This is a genomic window from Collinsella sp. MSK.8.10 (assembly GCF_019041915.1).
GTDB lineage: Bacteria > Actinomycetota > Coriobacteriia > Coriobacteriales > Coriobacteriaceae > Collinsella.
On sequence record NZ_JAHPYF010000005.1, the window covers coordinates 25,253 to 45,972 of the forward strand.

The 20,720-nt window shown below is 61.0% G+C and carries 22 protein-coding genes and 1 tRNA gene; 11 read left to right on the top strand and 12 right to left on the bottom strand.

What is annotated here, in order from left to right; translation table 11 throughout:
• Positions 1-23: 23 nt before the first annotated feature.
• Positions 24-100 (top strand) — tRNA-Pro (locus KTF55_RS06420).
• Positions 101-611: 511 nt separating this feature from the next.
• Here the strand turns inward: KTF55_RS06420 and KTF55_RS06425 are convergent.
• A complete protein-coding gene (locus KTF55_RS06425; RefSeq protein ID WP_217108544.1) occupies positions 612-1,610 on the bottom strand; it encodes a DUF6273 domain-containing protein in 999 nt (332 codons plus the stop codon).
• Positions 1,611-1,957: 347 nt separating this feature from the next.
• On the opposite strand from KTF55_RS06425, the gene KTF55_RS06430 reads away from it, so the two are divergent.
• Together KTF55_RS06430 and KTF55_RS06435 are read left to right on the top strand one after the other, a co-directional pair.
• Positions 1,958-2,488: a hypothetical protein gene (locus KTF55_RS06430; RefSeq protein ID WP_217108101.1), complete on the top strand. Its 531-nt coding sequence runs from the start codon at positions 1,958-1,960 to the stop codon at positions 2,486-2,488.
• A gap of 156 nt (positions 2,489-2,644) precedes the next feature.
• On the top strand, positions 2,645-4,114 hold the full coding sequence (locus KTF55_RS06435; protein ID WP_217108102.1) for a hypothetical protein: 1,470 nt from the start codon (positions 2,645-2,647) through the stop codon (positions 4,112-4,114).
• 359 nt (positions 4,115-4,473) lie between these two features.
• Here the strand turns inward: KTF55_RS06435 and KTF55_RS09975 are convergent, their stop codons facing one another.
• From KTF55_RS09975 to KTF55_RS06455, 4 genes are all read right to left on the bottom strand, one after another.
• A complete protein-coding gene (locus KTF55_RS09975) occupies positions 4,474-5,331 on the bottom strand; it encodes a DUF6273 domain-containing protein (protein ID WP_217108103.1) in 858 nt (285 codons plus the stop codon).
• Between the two features lie 418 nt (positions 5,332-5,749).
• Positions 5,750-5,977, bottom strand: a complete 228-nt coding sequence (gene relB, locus KTF55_RS06445; RefSeq protein WP_226790606.1) for a type II toxin-antitoxin system RelB family antitoxin — start codon at positions 5,975-5,977, stop codon at positions 5,750-5,752.
• 292 nt (positions 5,978-6,269) lie between these two features.
• Complete coding sequence (locus tag KTF55_RS06450; protein ID WP_217108105.1) at positions 6,270-6,923, bottom strand: BspA family leucine-rich repeat surface protein; 654 nt, start codon at positions 6,921-6,923, stop codon at positions 6,270-6,272.
• 402 nt (positions 6,924-7,325) lie between these two features.
• Positions 7,326-7,898 carry a hypothetical protein gene (locus tag KTF55_RS06455; protein ID WP_217108106.1) on the bottom strand — a complete coding sequence of 191 codons (573 nt, stop codon included), beginning with the start codon at positions 7,896-7,898 and terminating at the stop codon, positions 7,326-7,328.
• 119 nt (positions 7,899-8,017) lie between these two features.
• On the opposite strand from KTF55_RS06455, the gene KTF55_RS06460 reads away from it, so the two are divergent.
• Both KTF55_RS06460 and KTF55_RS06465 read left to right on the top strand, forming a co-directional pair.
• The gene (locus tag KTF55_RS06460) at positions 8,018-8,464 is read left to right on the top strand and encodes a hypothetical protein (RefSeq protein ID WP_217108107.1); all 447 of its coding nucleotides are present in this window, start codon (positions 8,018-8,020) and stop codon (positions 8,462-8,464) included.
• Positions 8,465-8,877: 413 nt separating this feature from the next.
• Positions 8,878-9,072, top strand: a complete 195-nt coding sequence (locus KTF55_RS06465) for a ribbon-helix-helix domain-containing protein (protein WP_217108108.1) — start codon at positions 8,878-8,880, stop codon at positions 9,070-9,072.
• Positions 9,073-9,085: 13 nt separating this feature from the next.
• On the opposite strand, the gene KTF55_RS06470 is transcribed toward KTF55_RS06465, so the two are convergent.
• The 5 genes from KTF55_RS06470 to KTF55_RS06490 all read right to left on the bottom strand — a co-directional run bounded on the left by KTF55_RS06470 (position 9,086) and on the right by KTF55_RS06490 (position 13,642).
• Positions 9,086-10,483 (bottom strand): sensor histidine kinase KdpD, encoded by a 1,398-nt coding sequence (locus KTF55_RS06470; protein WP_217108109.1) that lies wholly within the window; start codon positions 10,481-10,483, stop codon positions 9,086-9,088.
• 26 nt (positions 10,484-10,509) lie between these two features.
• Positions 10,510-11,172, bottom strand: a complete 663-nt coding sequence (locus KTF55_RS06475) for a response regulator transcription factor (protein WP_117770652.1) — start codon at positions 11,170-11,172, stop codon at positions 10,510-10,512.
• 159 nt (positions 11,173-11,331) lie between these two features.
• Positions 11,332-12,141 (bottom strand): lantibiotic ABC transporter permease, encoded by an 810-nt coding sequence (locus KTF55_RS06480; protein ID WP_217108110.1) that lies wholly within the window; start codon positions 12,139-12,141, stop codon positions 11,332-11,334.
• 5 nt (positions 12,142-12,146) lie between these two features.
• Positions 12,147-12,917 carry a hypothetical protein gene (locus KTF55_RS06485; RefSeq protein ID WP_117839911.1) on the bottom strand — a complete coding sequence of 257 codons (771 nt, stop codon included), beginning with the start codon at positions 12,915-12,917 and terminating at the stop codon, positions 12,147-12,149.
• A complete protein-coding gene (locus tag KTF55_RS06490) occupies positions 12,914-13,642 on the bottom strand; it encodes a lantibiotic protection ABC transporter ATP-binding protein (protein WP_055309961.1) in 729 nt (242 codons plus the stop codon). The genes KTF55_RS06485 and KTF55_RS06490 overlap by 4 nt, the downstream gene beginning before the upstream one ends.
• Before the next feature lie 388 nt (positions 13,643-14,030).
• Between KTF55_RS06490 and KTF55_RS06495 the strand changes: the two genes are divergently transcribed.
• The 6 genes from KTF55_RS06495 (at position 14,031) to KTF55_RS06520 (ending at position 18,880) form a co-directional block, all read left to right on the top strand.
• On the top strand, positions 14,031-14,735 hold the full coding sequence (locus KTF55_RS06495; RefSeq protein WP_217108177.1) for a CDP-alcohol phosphatidyltransferase family protein: 705 nt from the start codon (positions 14,031-14,033) through the stop codon (positions 14,733-14,735).
• Between the two features lie 66 nt (positions 14,736-14,801).
• Entirely contained in the window at positions 14,802-15,236 is a 435-nt protein-coding gene (locus tag KTF55_RS06500; protein WP_006236002.1) for an FHA domain-containing protein, read from the top strand.
• Positions 15,237-15,239: 3 nt separating this feature from the next.
• Positions 15,240-16,118, top strand: a complete 879-nt coding sequence (locus KTF55_RS06505) for a MerR family transcriptional regulator (protein WP_117770349.1) — start codon at positions 15,240-15,242, stop codon at positions 16,116-16,118.
• A 40-nt stretch (positions 16,119-16,158) separates the two neighbouring features.
• On the top strand, positions 16,159-16,689 hold the full coding sequence (locus KTF55_RS06510) for an adenine phosphoribosyltransferase (RefSeq protein WP_117770348.1): 531 nt from the start codon (positions 16,159-16,161) through the stop codon (positions 16,687-16,689).
• Positions 16,690-16,721: 32 nt separating this feature from the next.
• Complete coding sequence (locus tag KTF55_RS06515) at positions 16,722-17,849, top strand: NlpC/P60 family protein (protein WP_055285172.1); 1,128 nt, start codon at positions 16,722-16,724, stop codon at positions 17,847-17,849.
• A gap of 164 nt (positions 17,850-18,013) precedes the next feature.
• Entirely contained in the window at positions 18,014-18,880 is an 867-nt protein-coding gene (locus tag KTF55_RS06520) for a DegV family protein (RefSeq protein ID WP_217108112.1), read from the top strand.
• 73 nt (positions 18,881-18,953) lie between these two features.
• Here the strand turns inward: KTF55_RS06520 and KTF55_RS06525 are convergent, their stop codons facing one another.
• Positions 18,954-19,565 carry a DUF1836 domain-containing protein gene (locus tag KTF55_RS06525; protein WP_217108113.1) on the bottom strand — a complete coding sequence of 204 codons (612 nt, stop codon included), beginning with the start codon at positions 19,563-19,565 and terminating at the stop codon, positions 18,954-18,956.
• Between the two features lie 154 nt (positions 19,566-19,719).
• Positions 19,720-20,658, bottom strand: coding sequence for an NAD(P)/FAD-dependent oxidoreductase (locus KTF55_RS06530; RefSeq protein WP_217108114.1), 939 nt, complete (start codon positions 20,656-20,658; stop codon positions 19,720-19,722).
• Positions 20,659-20,720: the final 62 nt, after the last annotated feature.

Here is a 20,720-nt window from a genome sequence, read left to right on the forward strand (position 1 = left end):
AGCAGAGCAACAAACAAAAGCTTCGGGACGTGGCGCAGCTTGGTAGCGCACTTGACTGGGGGTCAAGGGGTCGCTGGTTCGAATCCAGTCGTCCCGACCAGAAGTTTGCAGGTCAGGCACATAGTGCCTGACCTTTTTTGTTTTAAGCAATTGCTTAATTTTGATTAAGCAACGGGGTGCCAAAAATCTACCTGCGCGATAATCGCCTTTTACGGCTACTTGCGCGTTTAGCACACGCTTGAGCCGTTTTATTAACGCGATATGAATCTACATACGCGTAGCTGGTATGCAGCCGAGTACAGGCTGTATTTATCGCGGCGATTAACACAGATATAGCGACTGTAACGGACAAGCGTGTCGCTGTATCTATTCCAGTAGTTCACTTGATCGGTGGACAAGTGGGCTGTTGCAACCAAACGGCAAGCGGGATGAACTCTATACGAGGGCGCAGCAGAGGTAATTGTGGGGGAGTGCGGCAGACGCTCTGAGAGCCGCTTTATGGCCCCATTTTTTTTCTCAAACCGACTACCTATGCCACGAACTTCAAATCGTTCGTGCGATAGCCAATAGAAAAGCCCGCGCGGTATGGCGCAGGCTTTTCATCCAGTAAACTAGAAGCACCAGGCGGGACAGACGCAATCCGAGTACGCGGCACCATTGGCGCAGGACGGACTGCCGCGATGATCGACTAAGAGGAAGTACGCAGAGTTGTCCGGTAGCATCGAACGCTCCCACCAAAGGCGGCCAATGGCAATGGCGGAGTTGTACGAATAGTTCTCCGTCACTTTGCCCTCGAATGCCTCGTACTGGACACCTTCCTTGCCAATCCAAGAGTATTCAGACCAACCGCTATATGGGGTCTCAACAATCTCGGAGTAGCTGAGCAGGAACAGCTTGTCGGTGGTAGCCGTCACGGCGGCATCCTTGTTCGCCCGCTCGCCGTCGACGTTGTTCGTGAGCTTCCTGACCGATTTCACCTTGGTTTGGAAATCGGACGGCATGAGTTTCCAGATCTCGCCGGAATTCATCTTCTGGCGCAAGTCGGATTTCTCCCAGCCGCCTGCATTGGTGTGGCCGGCGTTCATGTTGGACGAAAGCTCTGTCGAGGTGGTGAGGAACGTCAGGCCCGCCTTGCCGGAACCATCGGCCAAATCCTCGTGGTTGATGCCGATGATACGGTAGGTCATGGTTTCGCCGTTCGTCAGCTTGACCGACCAGGTCGTCCCCGCATCCATGGCGGCCTTGGCCTTGGAATATGCCGGCGAGGTCTCGCCTTTCGCGGCGATGTCCTCGGCCACGGCCTTCTGCTCCTCGAGAGTCCAGTCCTTGGCGTCCTTGGCGATAGCCGCCTGGACGGTCGCGGAATCGGCTCCTGTGGAGCCGCCACCGGACGCGCCGCCGCCCTCGACGCCGCCGCAAGTCCCGCTGTTCACCGTGTTGCCGACCAGGTTGAACTGGTTTCGGATGGCACCGGCCACGCCGGGTCCCGCGAACACGATAACCAGACCGATGACCGCGATGATCAGGACGTACTCGATAATCGATTGGCCTCGGAGGCGGGCACCTCTAGGAGATACCCCCCCCCGAAGGTTAATTGCCGCTGCATGCATATGCGACACTCCCTTCGCTCAGGGTTTGCAATACGAGCCGAGCGTAGGGCTATTCCATAATTCTGCTCCGGTCTTGCCGCAGCGGCAACGATGACGGTAGGGGAGAAAACCGAGTGTCTTGGATGCAGTCAATTGCCCTCCCGAAGCCCTCGCACGGCTGCACCTCGTCGATATAGAGGCGATTGTGGGTGCCCCCCTTGTACCGCCCAATGTTTGTCAATCTTGCTCGAGTTCCCTGCGCCGGGTCTGGCAGCTGAACCAAAGGCATAAAGCGCAGAGTATACTGACGTTCGCATGAGAAACAACGCGATTCGAACTGTCTGTTCGCCCACGAGAAAGAATCGTCCATGAGCATATTCGACAAAGGCTTCGACCCGCTGCAGGAGATTCAGAGGGCCACTAAGACTGCCGGCGAGACGGCGACCAAGATTGCCGAGGGGGCATCTGGGATGGCGGTTGCGGCAAGCGCTGCGGTCGTGGGCACGGCGACTACGGCGGGTGCAGCGATTGCAGAAGCGGCGAGCGGCGCGAAGGCCTCCCTCGACGAAAAAGAGGCCGAAAGACTCGATGCGGAGAAGGCGGAGTACGCGCCCAAGGTACAGGAAGCCCTGAGAGCGATTGAGGGCTCCCGCGCACAGGAGCTACTCGGCTCATTCCAGGAGTCTCCGCTTCCGTTGACGGAAGCCAATGCAGCCAAGGTGAAGTCAGCCTTTCCGATACCGAGGGAACAGACCGTCGTCTGGGCCGACGCTGAGTTCGACCTCAGGCCCAGCGGCATCGCCATGACCGAAAAGGGCGTCTACATCAAGGCAGATGCCGACGCGTTCGCCGTCCTGGGGAAGGAAAAGAGGCAGTCTCGGCTCTTCTACTTCGAGTAGGCGTACTTCGAGCCCGGCCCCTTCGCCTCCGACAGTGAAAGCAACCTTGCGCTCACCGTCGACGAAGCGTGCCGGGGCCAATTCGTATCCCGCTGCCGGGCAATCCGCGGCCTTGAGGATGACCGAGCCGCCGGCATCGACAGCGAGCTTGCCACGGTGGACGATACGGCGGTCAAAGCCGCGGCAGTCGCGGCGGCGGCGACCATCAACAGCAACGGGGAGGTCTTCGTCGAGCAGCGGGCCGCGGTCAACAAACCTGCGGGCCACGGAGAGCTTGCCGAGGAGGCCAACAACATCATCGACAGGCTCCAGGGCCACCAGGCCGAGATTCTGGGGAGGGACAACGCGAAGAACGGCCCCGACCGAAGCGTCGATGGCGTTCTGATCCAGACCAAGTACTACAAGACGGCACGCGGCTCCCTCGAAGCATGCTTCGATCCGAGCAGCCATCAGTATCGCTACCTCACAGAAGACCGCACGCCGATGCAGCTCGAAGTCCCGAAAGACCAGTACCAGCAGGTGCTCCGCAGTTTCGAGAAGAAGATTAGCCAAGGCAAGGTCCCCGGCGTCAGCGACCCCAAGGACGCCGAGAAGATCGTCCGCAAAGGCAAGCTCACATACGACCAGGCGGTGAACCTCGCCAAGCCGGGAACGGCGGAATCGCTGAAGTATGATGCTGCAACCGGCGCGGTCACATGCTCCTGCGCATTCGGCCTGTCGTTTCTAGCGACGACGTTCATGGCGTACAGGGAGACCAGGGACATCACCGGTGCCGTCCAGGCGGGCATCGCCGCCGGCGTCCAGGTGTTCGGCCTGTCCTTCGCCCAGCACATGGTCGTCTCGCAGCTCTCCAGAACGGGGCTTTCCAACGCGTTGATGGCACCCAGCCAGGCGGTGGTCGGCGAGCTCGGATTCAAGACGTCCGCCACAATCGTCAACGGCCTGCGCGCCCTTACGGGCAAGACCGCCATCAGCGGTGCGGCCGCCTCCAAGCAGCTTGCGAAGATGCTAAGGGGCAACGCCGTCTCGGCAGCGGTGACTCTCGCCGTGTTCTCGGTCCCCGAGACCTACAAGCTCTTCCAGGGCAAGGCAAGTGGCGCCCAGTACGCCCAGAACATGGCATGCCTCGCCACCTCGATCGCCGGGGGAATCGCCGGCGCCGCCGCGGCAGGTGTCGCGGCGGCGAAGGTCGGCGCCGTGGCCGGCACGGCGGTGTCGCCCGGCGAGGGGACCATCGTCGGTCTCGCGGGCGGCATGGTCGGCGGAACGGTCGGCACAGTGGCTGCGGGAGTAGTCGGCGGGATACTGTTCGAGGGCGACAGCGCGTCTTTTGGGCGGTACTTCAACGCCATGGTGTCGTGCATGGCGGTCGAGTACCTGCTCGACGGACGAGAGATGGATGAGCTGCTTGCCGTCCTAAACTGCGTAAAGCCGGAAGAGTTCAGGACGCTGATGGAGGAAACACTCTCATCGCGGGACCAAGAGGCGAAGGTCCGGGCGTTCCTTGTTCCGATGTTCGATGAGACTGTGTCGCGCAGAGAGCGCTTCGCGCTTCCCACCAGCAGACAGATATCCGATGCCCTTGTCGAGTTCGAGCAGGATGCCGAGGAGAAACCGACAGCTTAGCACGTTGCGCTCGACGGAATCGAAGAGGTAGGCATTCCTTGTATTCTTCCAGTCCCACGAATCGCTTTCCGGGGAGTCGGACTTGACTGCGATTTCGCACATCGCCATGGTCGCTCCCGTCAACTCCGTCATCGAGGTGAGTCCATTATCCACCCACCGCATACTCCCTGAGCTCGAAACGCCAACCAGGATGGGCTCGTAATGGCGGGGGAGTGCAGCAGACGCTCTGAGAGCCGCTGTATGGCCCCATTTTTTTTCCTCAAACTAGCCACCTGTGCCACGAACCTCAAATTGTTCGAATAATCGCCAAAAGAAAAGCCCGCACAGCCTGTGCGGGCTTTCGGTATGAGCACACAGAACTAGAAGCACCAAGCAGGGCAGACGCAAATCGAGGTCGTCGCAAAGTCGCCGTCCAACGGACCGCCGCTGACGTTGACACGGAGGAAGTTCGCAGGGTAGCCCGGACTCACCGAACGCTCCCACCAAACGCTGCCAATGGAGATGGCGGAGTTGCTCGAATAGTTCGATTTCACCTTACCCCTGAAGCCCTCGTACTGGGCGCCCTCGGAGGAAGTCCACGGGAAACTGGAGACCCAATAGGAAATGGGGACGATCTCGGAATCGCTGAGTAGGAACAGCTTGTCCGTTGTCGCCGTCACGGTGTCATCCTTTTCCGTGTACCCGCTGACGTTGTGCGAGAGCTTCCTGACCGGTTTCACCTTGGACTGGAAATCGGAGGGCATCAGGTTCCAGATCTCGCCGGAATTCATTTTCCGGCGCAAGTCCGACTGCTCCCAGCCGCCGGCATTCGTTTTCGTGGCGTTCATGCAGGATCTGATACCCGTCGAGGTGGTGAGGAACGTCAGTCCCGCCTTGCCCGAACCGTCCGTGAGGTCGTCGTGGTTGATGCCGATGATGCGGTACTCGAGCGTCTGCCCATCTGTCAGCTTTATCGAGAACTTGGTGGCGGCATCCATGGCGGCCTTCGCCTTGGCGTAGGCGATAGACGATGTACCGTTCTTGGCAATGTCTCTGGCAACCGCCTCCTGCTCATCGAGCGTCCAATCCTTCGCATCCTTGGCTACCGCCGCTTGGACAGTCGCGGAGTCGGCCCCAGTGGAGCTGTCGCCGGACGCGCCTCCCTCGGTGCCGCCGGTCGCCCCGCTGTTCACCGTGTTGCCGACCAGGTTGAACTGGTTTCGGATGGCACCCGCCACGCCGGGTCCGGCGAACACTATGACCAGGCCGATGATCGCGATGATCAGGACGTACTCGATGATACTTTGACCTCGGAGGCGGGTATTCCTAGGAGATACCCCCCCCCCGAAGGTTCCGCGCCGCTGCATACATATGCGACACTCCCTTCGTATGGGGATTGATATTGCATGCAGAGCGTACGTTAGAGCGAACCAATCAGCCCGTAACGTGCCGATGCGGCAACAAGTGCGGCGGGGAAGGAGTCAGGCGCCCTCAGAGCGGCTATGACGCTCGCTTCGGGCGTTGCCCGCATTCCTATCGAGGCAACCGTTTCACACCTTTAGATAGACGAATGAAAGCCATAGAAAAGCGGGGTCCGGCTACAAGCCGAACCCCGCCCAAGAGAAACATTTAGAGTCGGGGAAGACACTACGTGTATCACTCGGCCTCCGCTGCCATGCGCACGACCTCTTCCATTGGGTAACGTATTCCATCATCCGCGTCCAAGGCCTCGTCGTAGGCCTCGGTGTCCGCCATGTCCTCAGCCTTCTCGAGGGCGGCCCTTTTCACGAACTCAGGAAAGGACATGCCGGCGGTGTCCGCAAGGCTCTGAATCAAGGCCCTTTCGTCCTCGTCGAACTTGACCGCGATCTCGCACATCGCCATGGTTGCTCCCGTCAACGCCGTCATCGAAGTGAATCCATTATCCACCCACCGCATACGCCCTGAACTCCAAATGCCAAGCAAGGGAGAAAACCGAGGACCCGAAGGCATTATCAAATCGGGCGATGAAGGGAGTGAACAGGACGACGTAATCGGAGTCCGTCCCGCCATCTGGGTCAAATTGAATTAGAAGCCGGCTCTCAAAACGGCTGAAACGAAAAGCCGACCTCGATGCGCTTGGGGTCGGCTTCTCGCAGTGAGTTCGGTTCCGGTTACCGCCAGGCCTTGGGGAGAATTACTCCGGGGCCTTGCTATTGAATCCAAAATGATAAGCATCAGCGCGGACATTCCAATTCGAGCAATCGAGATTGAGCTTGTCACAGCACTCGAACATGAGACCGAAATCTGTTGCCTTTTCGGTAATTTCGAGCTGATCGACAGCGGCTTGCATTGCGCCGTCGCTCATTGCGCGGCAATTGTGAAACAGACAGTGGAACGACAGCACATTGGATGTTTCCCATCCGCCCAGATAGGGCGATTTCATCCGTTTGCAGCCGAGAAAGGTACCGTTAAGCCTTATGAGCGACTGAGTGGACCAGTTCGACGCGTCGATAGAAGTCAGGCTACTGCAATCCCCAAAGGTCAAGAAGAAATCTGAACATCTGGACGTATCGAGCTTTTGGACATCGATGCTCGAAAGGTTCTCCATTCTGTAAAACCAGTAGTCGATTGAAGTCGGAGCTATGCCGCTATCGGCGACCTTTACCGTGCGGACCGCAGTTCGAACCGACCACCAAGGAATATTTGGCTCATGCGCGAGCCACTCACCCCGTTTATCCCAATTAAGGTTCACGTCCTTCTCTGACTCGAACCCCGTATAAACATCGGTCACCCTGCGGCAGTTGAACATATCTCCCACTTGCGGAACTCCACGCCTCTTGTAGAACATGAGGCTGTGGTCGTCCTCACTGTAAATCGCGAAGGCCGTGCCGTTCTGCGTGGAACTGATATGCCGCTGCGGCAATCACACTAAGAAGGTAAGGCGTTCGGAGTGACATCCCGTTCCAAAACGTATGGGCTCAATATGCCCATGTCGGGTCGGCGGATGTCTGACGTCCGCTATGCACGCGATCTCCTGTCCGACAGGAACCATGCGCAGAAGCGCAGGACGGGCAGGGCCGGCCCCGGCTGCCGTCCGGCCGCAGGAGATGCCAGGAGCCACAGGGCGAGCGCTGCGGCCTCGGGCGATGCGTGAACCTCCTCCGCGGCCGCTGCGACCTCGTCCTCGAGTTCTTCGGTGGCCCTGAGCCACGAGCGGTTGATCGATTGCCCTATAAGTTCATCAGGTACGCTAGAGCCAGTCGTCATTATAGACGAACCCCCTCGTATACAGCTCATCGACGAAGCGCAGCGCGTCGTGCGCGGACCAGTCCTTCTGGGCCAGGCCTTCTATCGCGATGGCGATGCTCTCGAAGATTCCGACACCATTCCTGAACAGGATCTTCAGCGCCTCGTCCCTCGCGGCCTGGTTGTTGCGGAGGGACGGAAGGAACGCAGCCGGGATAACGGCCTCGTAGAACATGTCCCGATCGAGTACCGCGAAGCGGCCGGGGACCCTGTTCCTGGCGTTCATCTCGTTGACGAGCGCGACGAAGCGGGGCCGGGTCGAGGGTGCTATCCTGCGCGGCGAGAGGAATGTCGTGGCAACGATCCCGCTACTCTCCATGTTGATCGATATCTGGATCGAGGGGACCGAGCTCACGATGAAGTGGGCGGCGTCTGCCCTGAGCTCCACGACGTTGCCGTGCATGACGATGCCGGGGCCGTGTGCGGGCCTGTACCTGCCGTCGGCGCTTGCCTGGTCACGGACGATCTGCCTCAGCAGGTCTTCATTCGAACACTGCCCGCCATTTATGGCCTCCATAGACGACCTCCTTCGGACATAAATCTCAACTGTTCTCACTATACATGTTGCAGTCACTGCGAACAAGAACTATACTTCGAACAGCAAAACGCATGCTACCTATTAAAGGAGATAACAACATGGCGAACCAGACTCCCCCCATGCGCAAAGCAATCCGCACTGCGAACGAGAACGCGTGGCTCCTGTCTGAAGCAACGTCTCGCGTGATTGCAGAAACAGGCAAGCCCGCCCCAACGCCGAGCACGGTGCTCGCATATGCCTTAGACAAGTTGGACGATCAGATGACAATAGCCGCAGCCGCCAAGAAGAGGATCGATTTTGATCAAGTTATGTGCCCGATCGAGGAATTCTGCAAGCTGGCCCAGCTTCCTCCAGCAACGACCAGCAGCCTGAGCGGCCGCTATGTCTTCACGGTAACGGGTCAGAAGGTAATCACTCATCTAATGCAAATGAACGCTCGCCTGACGCTCGACCTTCTGCCCTGCGAAGTTAAAAGTTGCTACACCATCCGTTGCGCTATGCGCGTCTTTCTGCTGGACGCATACGGCACGGTGCCGATGGTGTAGTAGACGCCTGGACACGCAGAAACCGCGCGCCATCCCATCTAGCCGCCCGGCCGGTGGTTTGCCAATTCGTCCCAAAACGTATGCCGTCCGGCACGACCGACGGCCGAGTCTTGCGCCCCGTTCGGGCAGCGCCAGAACCCCGTGCCGGAACCCATGCGGTCGATTGCAGGGGAATTCAGCCGAGGCCATCGAGGAGCCGACCTAGGGACGGCGCCCTCAGTCCTCGAAGGATTTCAACCGCCCCTTAAAGGCTCGGATTGATTTAACGGTTGATTCAATCCGGCAGAATATGCCGGGCATGGACCGGTTGACACAATGTAAGGTAAAAAGCAGATGCGGCCGTACGCCGGTGCGGGGTTCGGGTGATGTGATAGAAAGAAATATACGTATTACATCTAACCAAGAGGTGCGTCATGGCAACCGCCACCGCAGCCCTGAGAATCCCCGAGGACCTTGCGAACAGGTACGACCGCCTGGCGAAGTCGACGGGCCGCACGAAAAACTTCTACATGGCGGAGGCGCTTGCCGCAGAGATAGGCAGGCTCGAATACGAGTACGGCCTCATGAATTATCCGGGAAGCGTTTGGTTGCGAGCCACGCCGGTGTGAGGGGCCTGAGTCGTCAGGCCCCGCACAGGGGGACCGCGATGGTGGCCACCGCGCCGCCCGAGGGGCTGTTGGCGAGCGAGACGGAGCCCCCGTGGGCGCTCGCGGCCTCGGAGGCGACGTGGAGGCCGAGCCCGTAATGGCGGCCTCCGTCGCGCGAGGAGCGGGAGGAGTCGTCTGTGAAGAGGCGCTCGCAGCCGCGTTCGAGGGCGGCGGGAGAGAAGCCCGGTCCGTCGTCGGACACCTCGATGACGAGGCGCCCGCCCGCGACGTCGCAGGAGACCGCCACGCGCGAGCGCGCGTGCTCGGCGGCGTTGGCCACGAGGTTCGCGGCGGCTCGCGCCAGGGCGGTTCGGTCGAGCGGGGCCTCGGGCGCGCCCGCGACAGCGGGGCCCGTGGCCGCGTCGAGCGTCACGCCTCGCGACCGGGCGATCTGGGCGGCCTCGGCGAGGACCTGCTCGCAGAGCTCGGCCGGCCGCATGGGGGCCCTCTCCGCCCCGCCGGACCCGCGCGAGGCCTCGATGAGCAGGCGCACGTAGCCGTCGAGCCTTTCGACACCGCCGGCTATGTCGCGCGCGGCGGCCGCGAGGTCGGCGTCTTTCTCGTCTTCCAGCTCCTCCGCCACGAAGTCGGCGTTGGCGCGCAGCACGGTGAGCGGCGTCTTGAGGTCGTGGGCGAGCGACGCCACCTGCTCGCGCTGCCCCCGCTCCGCGGCCCAGCGGGCCTCGAGCGACTCGGCGAGGGAGGTCCGCATGGCGTCCATCGCGGCAAGGACGTCGTTCACCTCGCGCACGTTGGTGCTGCCGACCGCGAAGTCGAGCTCCCCCGCGCCGACGCGCCCCGCCGCCTCCGCGAGCGGCGCCATCTTGCGCGAGATCACGCGGCTCGCGCGGCGCGCCACGAGCGCGAGCGCGAGCGCGCTTCCCGCAGCGGCGCCGACGAGCATGAGGTTCTGCGGGTTGGGAAGCAGGCCGGCGAGGTCGCGCGAGACCCACTGCGGCAGGTACTCGCTGACGAGTGCGCAGGCCCCGCCGCCCTTGAGCGGGAACGCGGCGTAGGTGAGGCCCGAGCCCCCGCCCTCGATCTCCACTGTGCCCGGATCCGCGGCGAGTGCCGCACGGGCCATTTCCGTCGCGTCCTCGAGCCGCGTGCCCTCGAGGTCTGTCATCAGCACGTGTCCGTCCTTGTTCAGGATGAGGTAGCGGTACGCCGTCGGCACGTCCTGCTGCCCGCAGACGCCGTCGCGTGCCAGGCCCTCCGCGACCTCGCGCGCATTGGCCGGCCCCCAGCTTGCCTCGTAGACGAAGCCCGCGTTGATCGCCGCGGAGAGCGCCATGAACGAGGCGAGCCACGCCGTGGCGACCGCCGCGAACGCGTAGGCGAAGTAGCGCGCGATGACGAAGGAGAGCGGCATGCCCCCGCGACCTCGCGCCCCGGTCCTCAGAGCTGCCACTTGTACCCCATCCCCCAGACGGTCGCGATCGGATCGGCGCCGGCCTCGGAGAGTTTCCTCCGGGCGCGGCTGACCTGCATGGATATGGCCGCGTCGTCGGCGTCGCTCTCCCAGCCGAGCACCGCCTCGCGTATCTGCGCGCGGCTCATGACCTGCCCGGGGTGGCGGGCGAGGTACTCGCAGATGGCGTACTCGGTAGGCGTGAGCGGCACGGCCTCGCCGCCCACCGCGAGGCCGCGCGCGCCGAGGTCGATCCGCACCTCCCCGAAGGAGAGGGCGTGCGAGCGCGGCCGGCGCTCACGGCGCAGATGGGCCGCGACCTTGGCGCGCAGCTCCGCGGCCCCGAAGGGCTTGCGGACGTAGTCGTCGGCGCCCAGGCCGTAGGCGGCCACGGCGTCCTCCTCGGCCACGCGCGCGGTCAGGAAGACGATGGGCCCGTCGAAGTCCGGGCGGATCTGCCGCACGAGCTCGAAACCGTCGAGCCCCGGCATCATGACGTCGCAGAGCACGAGGTCGAAGCGCGAGAGGTCCATCCCCGGGACCGCCGTCGGGTCCGCCGCCCTGACGACCTCATGGCCGTCGCGGCCGAGGACGCGCGCGAGCGCGTCGAGGATCGCCCGTTCATCATCCACTGCCAGTATCCTCGCCATGTTCGACCTCCTGAAACTTCCGTCGAAATTGTACTAGCGCCGCGCTCAGCGGTCCAGAGCCCTGCGCGCAGCGCCGACCCCCAGCCGGCGTCGAGCAAGTCATTCCCGCCCAGGACGAGCGCTGCGGAGAGGAGGACGAGCATGGCGGCGAGCGGCCTCCTACGCATCCGCCCTCCCGTCCTCGAAGCGGCAGAACCAGGCGAGAAGGACGGCGTCGGCTAACAGGGTGAGCACGAGGCCAGCGAGCGCAGTCGTGAGGAGAGGGCCCGCCGCGCGTGCTGCGTCGATGAAGGCCTCCACCCCGAGCGACCCCAGGCGCGCGGGCCAGGCGAGCGGCACCCAGCTCAGGGGCGTCGCCAGGGCACCGGTGAGCTCGCCGGTCATGAGGCCGTGCGCAAGTCCGCCCACTGAGAAGAACGCGAGGAGCATACCCGCCGCGCCGGCGCCGATGGCGGCGTTGCGGCCGAGGCGCAGGGCCACGCCGAGCCCCAGCGCGTAGAGGGGCAGGCTGCCCAGCACGATGCCCGCCCAGGCGGCCGCAAGCGGAGCGGGCCCAAGCGGCAGGCGCCCGGCAACGGCGAGCACGGCCCCGAACACGCCGAGCGCCACGGCCAGCGCGCCCGCGCCGAGCGCCGCAAGGGCGAGCAGCTTCGCCGCGACGGCGCGCCCGCGCGAGGGGACCGCCGTGAGGTTGGCGAGACGCCCGGCAGCGCGCTCGTCGTCCACGGTGAGCCCACAGACGATGGCGGACATGAGCGGCATGAGGGCGCCGAGGAACTGGGCGTAGGCGTCCGCGCCCAGCGCCGGGTCCCATCGGGTTACGGAGAAGTACTCGCCGCAGGCAAGACCGGCTGCCAGGCCGCAGACGAGGTGCACCGCCGTGAGCGGGGAGCGCGCCAGGCGCAGGGCCTCGGAGAGCAGGGCCCGCGGGAGAGTCATGCGCGGCGTCGGGTCGGAGAGTCGTGCCATGGCCATCACCTCTCCTCGGAGCGCGCGAACCAGGCCGCGCCCGCCGCCGTGAGCGCGGCGAACGCGAGCGCGCTGACCGCAAGGCCCGCTAGCGTGAGCATGCCGTCCGCCGCGAGCGCCCCGCCGAGCGCCATGTCCGCCGCGAGTGGCTCGCCGCTCGGCAGCACGGGGATGAAGCTCGTGGGTATGACCATGCTCGCCGACGGCGGAAAGAGCTGCGGCAGCGGCACCAGCGACCAGGCGAACCCGCCCACGAGCTGCGCGGCGAGCGGGCAGAAGATGCCCGCGAGCATTCCGAGCCGCGCCGTGAGGAAGAGCCCTGCGGGGATCATCCACGCCGCGGTCACCGTGTTGGCGAGCGCGCAGAGGAGCATCGTGAGGGTGCCCGCGGCCGTGAGGCCCTGCGAGGAGAACGCCGATCCCGCGAGGTAGATGCCGAAGACCACGAGGTTCGAGAGCGTGCAGAGAGCGAGGCACCAGAGCGCCTTGGCCCACCAGGCGCGCCCGAGCGGGAAGCCCAGGCCCAGAAGCCCCCGCATCCGCGTGCGAGCGTCCGCCCGCGCGACGCACGCCACCACGAGCGAGAGAGACACGGGCAGGAAGAGCGCGTACCAGTAGTTCCACGCGCTGAAGATCTGCACGCCCCGGTAGGGCATCGCGCCGAGCAGCGGCATCGGCAGCGCCATGAGCACGGCCAGGCGAACCGGTGCCGCGTGGCGCGACTTCAGGGCCTCGGCGCGCAGGCCCGCGAGCAGGCCGCCTTTCTCGCCCGTCATGCCGCCACCTCCCCGCGTGCTCGTCGCCCTTCCCGGCAGAAACTCATGAAGAGTTCCTCGAGGTCCTGCCCGGGCCGAAGCGCATCCTCGTAGGCGAGGCGCCCTCCGCAGATGATGCCGATGGTGTCCGCCATCTGCTGCACCTCGGAGAGGATGTGGCTCGAGACGATCACCGTCGTGCCCGCCGCCGCGAAGCCGCGGATCTGGTCGCGCAGCTCCTCGATGCCGATGGGGTCGAGGCCGTTGGTGGGCTCGTCGAGCACGAGCAGGCGTGGCCGGGCGATCAGCGCCAGCGCGAGCCCCAGGCGCTGCCGCATGCCCATCGAGAAGCGCCCGGCGCGCTTCTTCCCAGTGTCTGCGAGGTCCACGGCGGCGAGCACCTCATCTATGCGGCTCTCGGGAAGGCCCAGCAGCGTGGTGCGCACGCGCAGGTTCTCGCGCGCGGTGAGGTTGGGGTAGAGCGGCGCCTCCTCGATGAGGCTGCCGATTGCGTAGAGGTCCTCGCGGCGCCAGGCGTGCCCGGCAAAGAGGATCTCCCCGGCCGTCGGCCGCAGCATCCCGCAGATCATCTTGAGCGTTGTCGACTTGCCGGCGCCGTTGGGGCCGAGCAGCCCGTACACCTCGCCCTCGCGGATATGAAGGCTCACGTCGGCCACGGCGTCCTGCGCCTGGTCGCCGCGGCCGAAGCGCTTGGTGAGCCCGCGCGTCTCGAGCATGTAATCCATGGGCTTATCCTTTCTCTTCCGGGCGCGCGGGCCGAGTCGCCGTGCCCGCGCGCCTTACCTTTCGGGTTCACCATCCATGATGGGGCGCGTTTCTAACGAAGCCGTAACGGCCGTTGGGCTCTTTTGGTGCCAGCCCTTCTCGACCCGTACGCATTTGCTTAAAGCAACAACTTTCCCGATCGATGTAATCACCGAATCAAAACGTGTACACCAGCCACCAAAGATGCCGAAAAATGTCGCTTTTGGAGGCTGATGTACACAAATGCAGAATCCAGCGCAGCCCAGAGGCGCCCTCCACATGTCTGGACTCTCTATGGCTGCGCTGGATAGACATCGCTGGAACGGGTATAGTATCGAAAGTTTTGTCGTTAACCAGCGGGGGAGTCCTGTGGGCATCAAAAAGAAGATCAAAAAGGAGCTTATCGGCACTTCCGATTACCCGTCGAATAAGATCTTTACGATCTCCAATTTCATCACCTTTACGCGCCTGATCCTCACCCTGGTATTTCTGTACCTGTTTGTGACGGATAACAACCGTGTCATCGCCATCGTTATCTACGCCGTTGCCGCCTCCACCGACTGGATGGACGGTCAGATCGCCCGCATGACTAAGACGGTCTCGTGGCTCGGCAAGGTCATGGATCCCATTTGCGACCGTGCGCTGCTGTTCACCGGCGTACTTGGACTGGTGGTCCGCGGAGAGCTGCCCATCTGGGTCTGCGTACTCATTATTGGCCGCGACATCTATCTGGGCATCGGCACGCTTATCGTGCGTCATTATCACCGTCGCCCCATCGATGTGGTCTTTCCCGGAAAGATTGCCACGGCGCTGCTCATGACCGGCTTCTCACTCATGCTGCTCGGTTTCCCCGTTATTGACGGCCTGCACCTTTTATCTTCAACCCTTACGGCCTTCCCGGGCCTCAACGGAAGCTCGGTGCCCCTCGGCATCTACTTTGTGTACGGCGGCGTGATCTTCTCCATGCTCACGGCTGTCATCTACTCCATTAAGGGCGGAGTGGCCATTAAACAGGCTCTCGCGCATCCCGAGGACGAGGACATCGACTTTCTGAACCCTGAAATCGAAGACTGATTCGTTGGGGTATGATTACGTACGGTTCATTATTTGCGGCACGTCCGCGATAAGTTAGGGGTTGTCATGGACAACATGGTTAACAATATGCCTCAGAATGATAAGACTGCTGACGCTACCTGCGTATTCCGCGTGCCTTCAAGCGACGTCACCGTTCCCGACCTCATGGCCAACGTGCGCATCACCGCCCCCGTCCTGTCCATCGTCAAGGGTCCGCAGACTGGTGCCGCCTTTGAGCTCGAGGACGACGTGACCACCATCGGCCGCGATCCCGCGAACGGCATCTTCCTTAATGACATGACCGTTTCGCGCAGCCACGCGCGCATTATTCGCGAGGGCCTCGGCGCTCGCATCGAGGACCTGGGCTCGCTCAATGGTACCTGGGTCGACGGTGCCATTGTCAATGCAGCCCCGCTGCACGACGGTTCTTCCGTTCAGATCGGTACGTTTACGCTCATCTACCACGAGAGCACGCCGGAGCGCATCGAAACCGGTGAGTAGGGCATGGCCGAACGCAACTATCTGAGTATCGGCCAAGTCGTCAACCTACTTCGAGGCGCATACCCCGATCTTTCGAACTCAAAAATTAGATTTCTAGAGGATGAGGGGCTCATTACCCCTCATCGTACGCCTAAGGGATACCGTCAGTACTCTAAGGAGGACGTTGATCGTCTGGAGGTCATCCTGCACTTGCAGAAGACCCGCTACATGCCGCTCAACGTGATTAAGCAGCGCTTGGAAAACGCCACGGACCTGTCAACGCTCGCCTACGAGGTGGGCTTGCTATCCGATGTTCCGCTCAAGACGGAGCCCAAGGAGACTAAGCAAAAGCTGCATCCCATCGAGACCATTCCCGATATGTTGGGCGTCGAAATTTCGTTTATCCGCTCGCTCGCCGAGAACGACCTCATTCGCATCATCAAGAGTCCGCAGAATCGCGAGCTTGTCGATGGTCGCGATTTTCCGATCATCCGCTACTGCTCCGAGCTGTCGCGCTTCCATATCGAGCCGCGCAACCTGCGTCAGTACGTGTCTTCCGCCAACCGCGAGTCCTCGATGTTTGAGCAGGTGCTTGTGAGCATGCTCGGCATGGATACCTCCGATGACGAGCGCGACGCCAAGCTCGAGCGTGCGTTTAAGAAGCTTCACGACCTGACGGAGGGCGTGCACACCGCGCTGCTCAAGAACCGCGTTTTTGAGTCGCTCAACGCCGTGGTCGAGGACGCCGACATCGATGCACTCGATGAGGAAATCACTCGCTCCGAGTCCACCAAGGCCAAAAACGAAGAGATAGCCGCGCCGGCTTCGCACAAGGATTCTCTCGTCAAGCCGCTCAAGGTCGTCCCCCCTTCGCAATCCGGCACCGCCACCGCGGGCAAATAACCGCTGCTGAAATTTCGGGAACCCATTGAAAGGTCATGCAATGTACGACTTCGAATCTCAAATCGTCGACATCCCCGACTATCCCGAGCCCGGAGTCATCTTTAAAGACATCACGCCGCTCTTTGGCAATCCCGAGGCGCTCAAAGCCATGACCGATGCCCTCGCCGAGCACTTTGCCGGCATGGGAATCACCAAGGTCGTGGGTCCCGAGGCTCGCGGCTTTATGGTTGGCGTACCGGTAGCTGTAGCCCTTGGCGCCGGCTTTGTTCCCGCACGTAAACCGGGCAAGCTACCGCGCAAGACTGTGAGCCAGAGCTACGAGCTCGAGTACGGAACGGATTCCATTGAGATCCATGCCGACGCTATCAGCTCTAAAGATACCGTGTTGATTCTGGACGACTTGGTCGCGACGGGCGGAACCGTCGAGGCAACAGGTAAACTGGTGCGAGATATGGGCGCAAAGCTTATCGGTTACGGTTGTATCCTTGAGCTTGCGTTTCTCAACCCGCGCGAGAAGCTCACGCCGTCTGATGACGATGTGGAGCTCTTTAGCCTGGTGACGGTGGACTAGCCGTTACCCTTAGTTACTGGAAAGGAAGCTACATGCGCACAGCAAACACGCACAAAAACATGGCACGCTGCGCTGCTACGGCAACCCTCGCTTGTGTTTTGGGCTTGGGCCTCGCGGCTCCTGCCTACGCCGATACCGCATCCGACCTTGCCGCTGCTCGTACGAAGCTCGAGCAGATCGGTACCCAAACTCAGCAGATTTACGATGAGCTCGCCACGCAGACGCAGGCGCTCGATCAGACTGCCGGCGAGATCACGCAAAAGCAGCAGGAGATCGCCGATGGTCAGGCTAAGCTCTCAACCTATGTCGCCGGCGAGTACAAAACCGGCGGTCTGAGCCTGCTTCAGGTTCTGACGGGTGTCGATGACCTGAGCGATATGCTCAACCGTCTGTTCTACTACGGCAAAGTTTCCGATAAGCAAGCTCAGACCATTCAAGAGGTCAAGGAGCTTAAGCAGCAGCTCACCGATAAGCAGGCCGAGCAGGAGAAGAACGTCGCCGCCACGCAAAAGAAGGTCGACGAGCTTAACGCCCAGCAGGCTGAAGCCCAGAACGTCGTAAACTCCCTGGATTCGCAGCTGCAGGCCGAGCTTGCCGCCGAGGCCGAGGCCAACGCCGCGCTGCAGGCCGGCATCAACGCCAGCACCGCCGAGAAGGCCACGGTGAGCAACGAGACTGCCGGTACGACCGAGAACACCAACAACGGTGGCCAGACCAGCAATAACAACAACCAGGGCGGCAACACTCCGGCTCCTACGCCGGCACCTGCTCCGACGCCGCAGCCCTCCACGCCTGCTCCGGCTCCGACGCCTTCTGCTCCGAGCCAGTCCGTCGACGGCGGTTCTGTTGTCTCGCGTGCATACAGCAAGCTTGGTTGCGCCTATTCCTGGGGCGGAATTGGCCCGAACAGCTTCGACTGCTCTGGTTTTGTAAGCTATTGCCTTACTGGTCGCTATTGCCGCCTGGGCACCACGGGCACCTTTATGGGCTGGACGCGTGTGTCCGATCCGCAGCCCGGTGACGTTGTAGTCAACTCGTACCACACCGGCATTTACATCGGTGGTGGTCAGATGATTCATGCTTCTGACTACAACACGGGTGTTATCATCAGCTCCGTTGCCGCCGGCATGAACAACAACTACATTTTCGTGCGCTACTAAGTATTCAGATAAAGCAAACGGATATGGACCTCGTGGCTTTGAGTCATGGGGTCCATTCTTTTGCCTTTAGTGCAGTCCGCTATCTAGTTTTGAATACTAGATAGCGGCCCAATCGGTCTGCAAGATGGCTATAATTGAATGGGAACGATTAGAAAGGACCCTCTATGAGCTGGGCACTTATCTCCGATTCAAGCTGCAACCTCCGCGATTGGCAACCGACCGCGCCCCATACCACCTTTGCATTTGCGCCCCTCAAAATTCGAGTGGGGGAGCATGAATTCGTCGATGACCTTTCGCTCGATGTTCATGAGCTCAACTGCGCTGTTCAGGCGGAGACGAACGCTTCTTCGAGCGCTTGTCCCAGCGTAGGGGAGTGGGCCGAGCTCTTCAAATTGGCAGACAAGACCATCTGCATGCCGATCTCTGAGGGCGTGTCGGGCAGCTACAACGCGGCAGCCACGGCTCGCGATATGGTTCTTGCCGAGGAGCCCGACCGACAGATTCATCTAGTCAATTCACGCGCAGCTGGCGGCAAAATGGACCTCATTTTCTTGCTGTTCGACCGCTATCTTGCAAGCAATCTGAATGTCTCATTCGAGGATGCTTGCGCATACTTCGATAGCCTTGAACAGAACAGCAAAATCCTCTTCAGTTTGTGCAATTACGAAAACCTCGCCAAAGCCGGACGTATCCCTAAGGCAGCCGGCGTCATTGCCAACAAGCTCAATATCCGTATTTTGGGCACAGCGAGTGAGGCCGGTAAAATCGAACTCGTCGGGCACACGCGTGGCGAAAAGAAGATGCTCAACAAGATCATCGACACTATGGAAGCCGAGGGCTTTACGGGCGGTGAGGTCGTCATAGATCACGTTGAGAACGAAGCTGGAGCCCAGGCGCTCACTGACCGCATAGTCGAGCATTGGCCCGGCTCCAAGACCATCATCATGCCCTGCAACGGCCTGGATTCCTATTACGCCGAGATGCACGGCCTCATCATCGGCTACGGCATGGGCGTAGCTTCGGGCAAATAAAGTCCAACCAAGCAAAAATACGGGCGGGACAAAGCGACAGATGGCTCTTTGTCCCGCCCGTTTTATACGTCGGCTAGCTATTAAACCCGTTGAACTTGAGATAGCTCATCAAGTAAGCCTTCGAAACGAAGGACGATACCGCGCTACGCACAAGCAGCGACTCACGCGTTACCTGATGCGCCGTATCGGGCACGGGAGTCTGCTCGACGGAAAACGCCGCACGAATCGATGCCTCGAGCTGATCGACCACATAATCAAAGGCCGTCGGGGCATCGTAGCTCAAACGCTGAATGTTAAAGAGTGCCTGCACCGCAGCAATAGGTAGCACCTGCTTAAAGATGCAGATAGCGATCAGGCGGGCAATCTGCTCGCGGCCATATTGCTTTTTGACCGGAGCAGGCACTAGGCCGACCTTTACGTAGTTATTGATCATCGATGGCGTAATGATAGGCTGCTCAACGCAAATGGACAGCGGCTCCATCCAAAGCGCAACATACTCAATAACCTGGTCGCGGTAGAGTGTCACATTGGGCAACTGGTCATAGCGCGGCAGACTCAACGTATTGAGTTTGCGCACGATATCGGACTGAATAAATGCATCGGGCAGCACAGTGGGCTGAATATCCTCAGGCTTAATGCTGACCGACGAATCGGACATCGGGATAACGCGTTTGGCGTGGTTCATAAGGATCCTCCGTTCATTAGCTATATTGTATTCTAGGTTATCTAGTTTTGCATACTATATAACCGGAAAGTAAAAGTGGTTGGACAGCACATTGATACACCGTCCAACCACTTTGTTAAAAGACAACAACCTTACATAAGATATATTATCGTACTTATCCACGAAGAAACGCGTATGCGCTCGTTGCTGCTATGGCTCCGTCAGAAACGGCGGTCACAACCTGGCGTAAACGCTTGGAACGGATGTCGCCAGCGGCAAATAGACCTGGCGTGCGGGTCGCCATGGAATCATCAGTAACAATACCGCCGTCCGGCGCCAGATCGACTAGATGCTCAACAAGCTCGGTATGGGGTTGCGTCCCGGTAAAGACAAAGATGCCAAACGAGCCGGGCTCAAATGACTCGGTATGAGTCTCACCAGATGCATTGTCCTTAAAGGCGATCGTCGTTGGCATGGCTGCGCCCGAGAGCTCCACAATACTAGTTTGGTACCTAACTGTAATATTGTCCTTTTCGAGCACCTTCTGAACAACACCATCAGGCGCACGAAACTGGTCGCGACGCAGCACGATGGTCACGCTGCTGGCGATTTCTGACAAGAACAGAGCTTCCTCGCAGGCAGCATTGCCGCCGCCGATGACAAAGACCTGCTTGCCGCGAAAGAACATACCGTCGCACGTCGCGCAATACGAAACGCCACGACCGCGATACGTATCCTCGCCAGCGAAACCTGCCGGACGCGGCGTGGCACCCATGCAAGCGATAACGCTCGGGGCCAGCGTATCGCCCATATCGTGATGCACCGTAAACAGCGCTGCATCGGCATCGTAGTCGACGCCCGTCACCATACTCCATTCAACCTGAGCCCCCAAGCCTTCAGCATGTTGTTGAAACCGCTCACCAAGTTCAGCACCGCTCAGCAGCGGAATGCCCGGATAGTTCTCGACCTCATTGGTTGTGGCGATCTGCCCTCCCGACATGCCCTGTTCAATCACGGTCGTCGTTAGGTTGGAGCGCGCCGCATAAACGGCTGCGGCATAGCCCGCAGGGCCGCCACCGATAATCGCAACATCGATCGGCTGATCGGTAGTCATGAAGAGACCTCCTGTCGAAAGATTGGCGTTCTTTGCGCTCATACCCAAATTTAGGCGAACGT

Excerpts from the sequence above, each read along its gene's own strand:
- KTF55_RS06425 (WP_217108544.1), bottom strand. The coding sequence starts at position 1,610 with ATGCATGCAGCGGCAATTAACCTTCGGGGGGGGGTATCTCCTAGAGGT.
- KTF55_RS06430 (WP_217108101.1), top strand. The coding sequence starts at position 1,958 with ATGAGCATATTCGACAAAGGCTTCGACCCGCTGCAGGAGATTCAGAGG.
- relB (WP_226790606.1), bottom strand. The coding sequence starts at position 5,977 with ATGGCGATGTGCGAGATCGCGGTCAAGTTCGACGAGGACGAAAGGGCC.
- KTF55_RS06450 (WP_217108105.1), bottom strand. The coding sequence starts at position 6,923 with ATGTTCTACAAGAGGCGTGGAGTTCCGCAAGTGGGAGATATGTTCAAC.
- KTF55_RS06455 (WP_217108106.1), bottom strand. The coding sequence starts at position 7,898 with ATGGAGGCCATAAATGGCGGGCAGTGTTCGAATGAAGACCTGCTGAGG.
- KTF55_RS06460 (WP_217108107.1), top strand. The coding sequence starts at position 8,018 with ATGGCGAACCAGACTCCCCCCATGCGCAAAGCAATCCGCACTGCGAAC.
- KTF55_RS06465 (WP_217108108.1), top strand. The coding sequence starts at position 8,878 with ATGGCAACCGCCACCGCAGCCCTGAGAATCCCCGAGGACCTTGCGAAC.
- KTF55_RS06470 (WP_217108109.1), bottom strand. The coding sequence starts at position 10,483 with ATGCCGCTCTCCTTCGTCATCGCGCGCTACTTCGCCTACGCGTTCGCG.
- KTF55_RS06475 (WP_117770652.1), bottom strand. The coding sequence starts at position 11,172 with ATGGCGAGGATACTGGCAGTGGATGATGAACGGGCGATCCTCGACGCG.
- KTF55_RS06480 (WP_217108110.1), bottom strand. The coding sequence starts at position 12,141 with ATGGCACGACTCTCCGACCCGACGCCGCGCATGACTCTCCCGCGGGCC.
- KTF55_RS06485 (WP_117839911.1), bottom strand. The coding sequence starts at position 12,917 with ATGACGGGCGAGAAAGGCGGCCTGCTCGCGGGCCTGCGCGCCGAGGCC.
- KTF55_RS06490 (WP_055309961.1), bottom strand. The coding sequence starts at position 13,642 with ATGGATTACATGCTCGAGACGCGCGGGCTCACCAAGCGCTTCGGCCGC.
- KTF55_RS06500 (WP_006236002.1), top strand. The coding sequence starts at position 14,802 with ATGGACAACATGGTTAACAATATGCCTCAGAATGATAAGACTGCTGAC.
- KTF55_RS06505 (WP_117770349.1), top strand. The coding sequence starts at position 15,240 with ATGGCCGAACGCAACTATCTGAGTATCGGCCAAGTCGTCAACCTACTT.
- KTF55_RS06510 (WP_117770348.1), top strand. The coding sequence starts at position 16,159 with ATGTACGACTTCGAATCTCAAATCGTCGACATCCCCGACTATCCCGAG.
- KTF55_RS06515 (WP_055285172.1), top strand. The coding sequence starts at position 16,722 with ATGCGCACAGCAAACACGCACAAAAACATGGCACGCTGCGCTGCTACG.
- KTF55_RS06520 (WP_217108112.1), top strand. The coding sequence starts at position 18,014 with ATGAGCTGGGCACTTATCTCCGATTCAAGCTGCAACCTCCGCGATTGG.
- KTF55_RS06525 (WP_217108113.1), bottom strand. The coding sequence starts at position 19,565 with ATGAACCACGCCAAACGCGTTATCCCGATGTCCGATTCGTCGGTCAGC.
- KTF55_RS06530 (WP_217108114.1), bottom strand. The coding sequence starts at position 20,658 with ATGACTACCGATCAGCCGATCGATGTTGCGATTATCGGTGGCGGCCCT.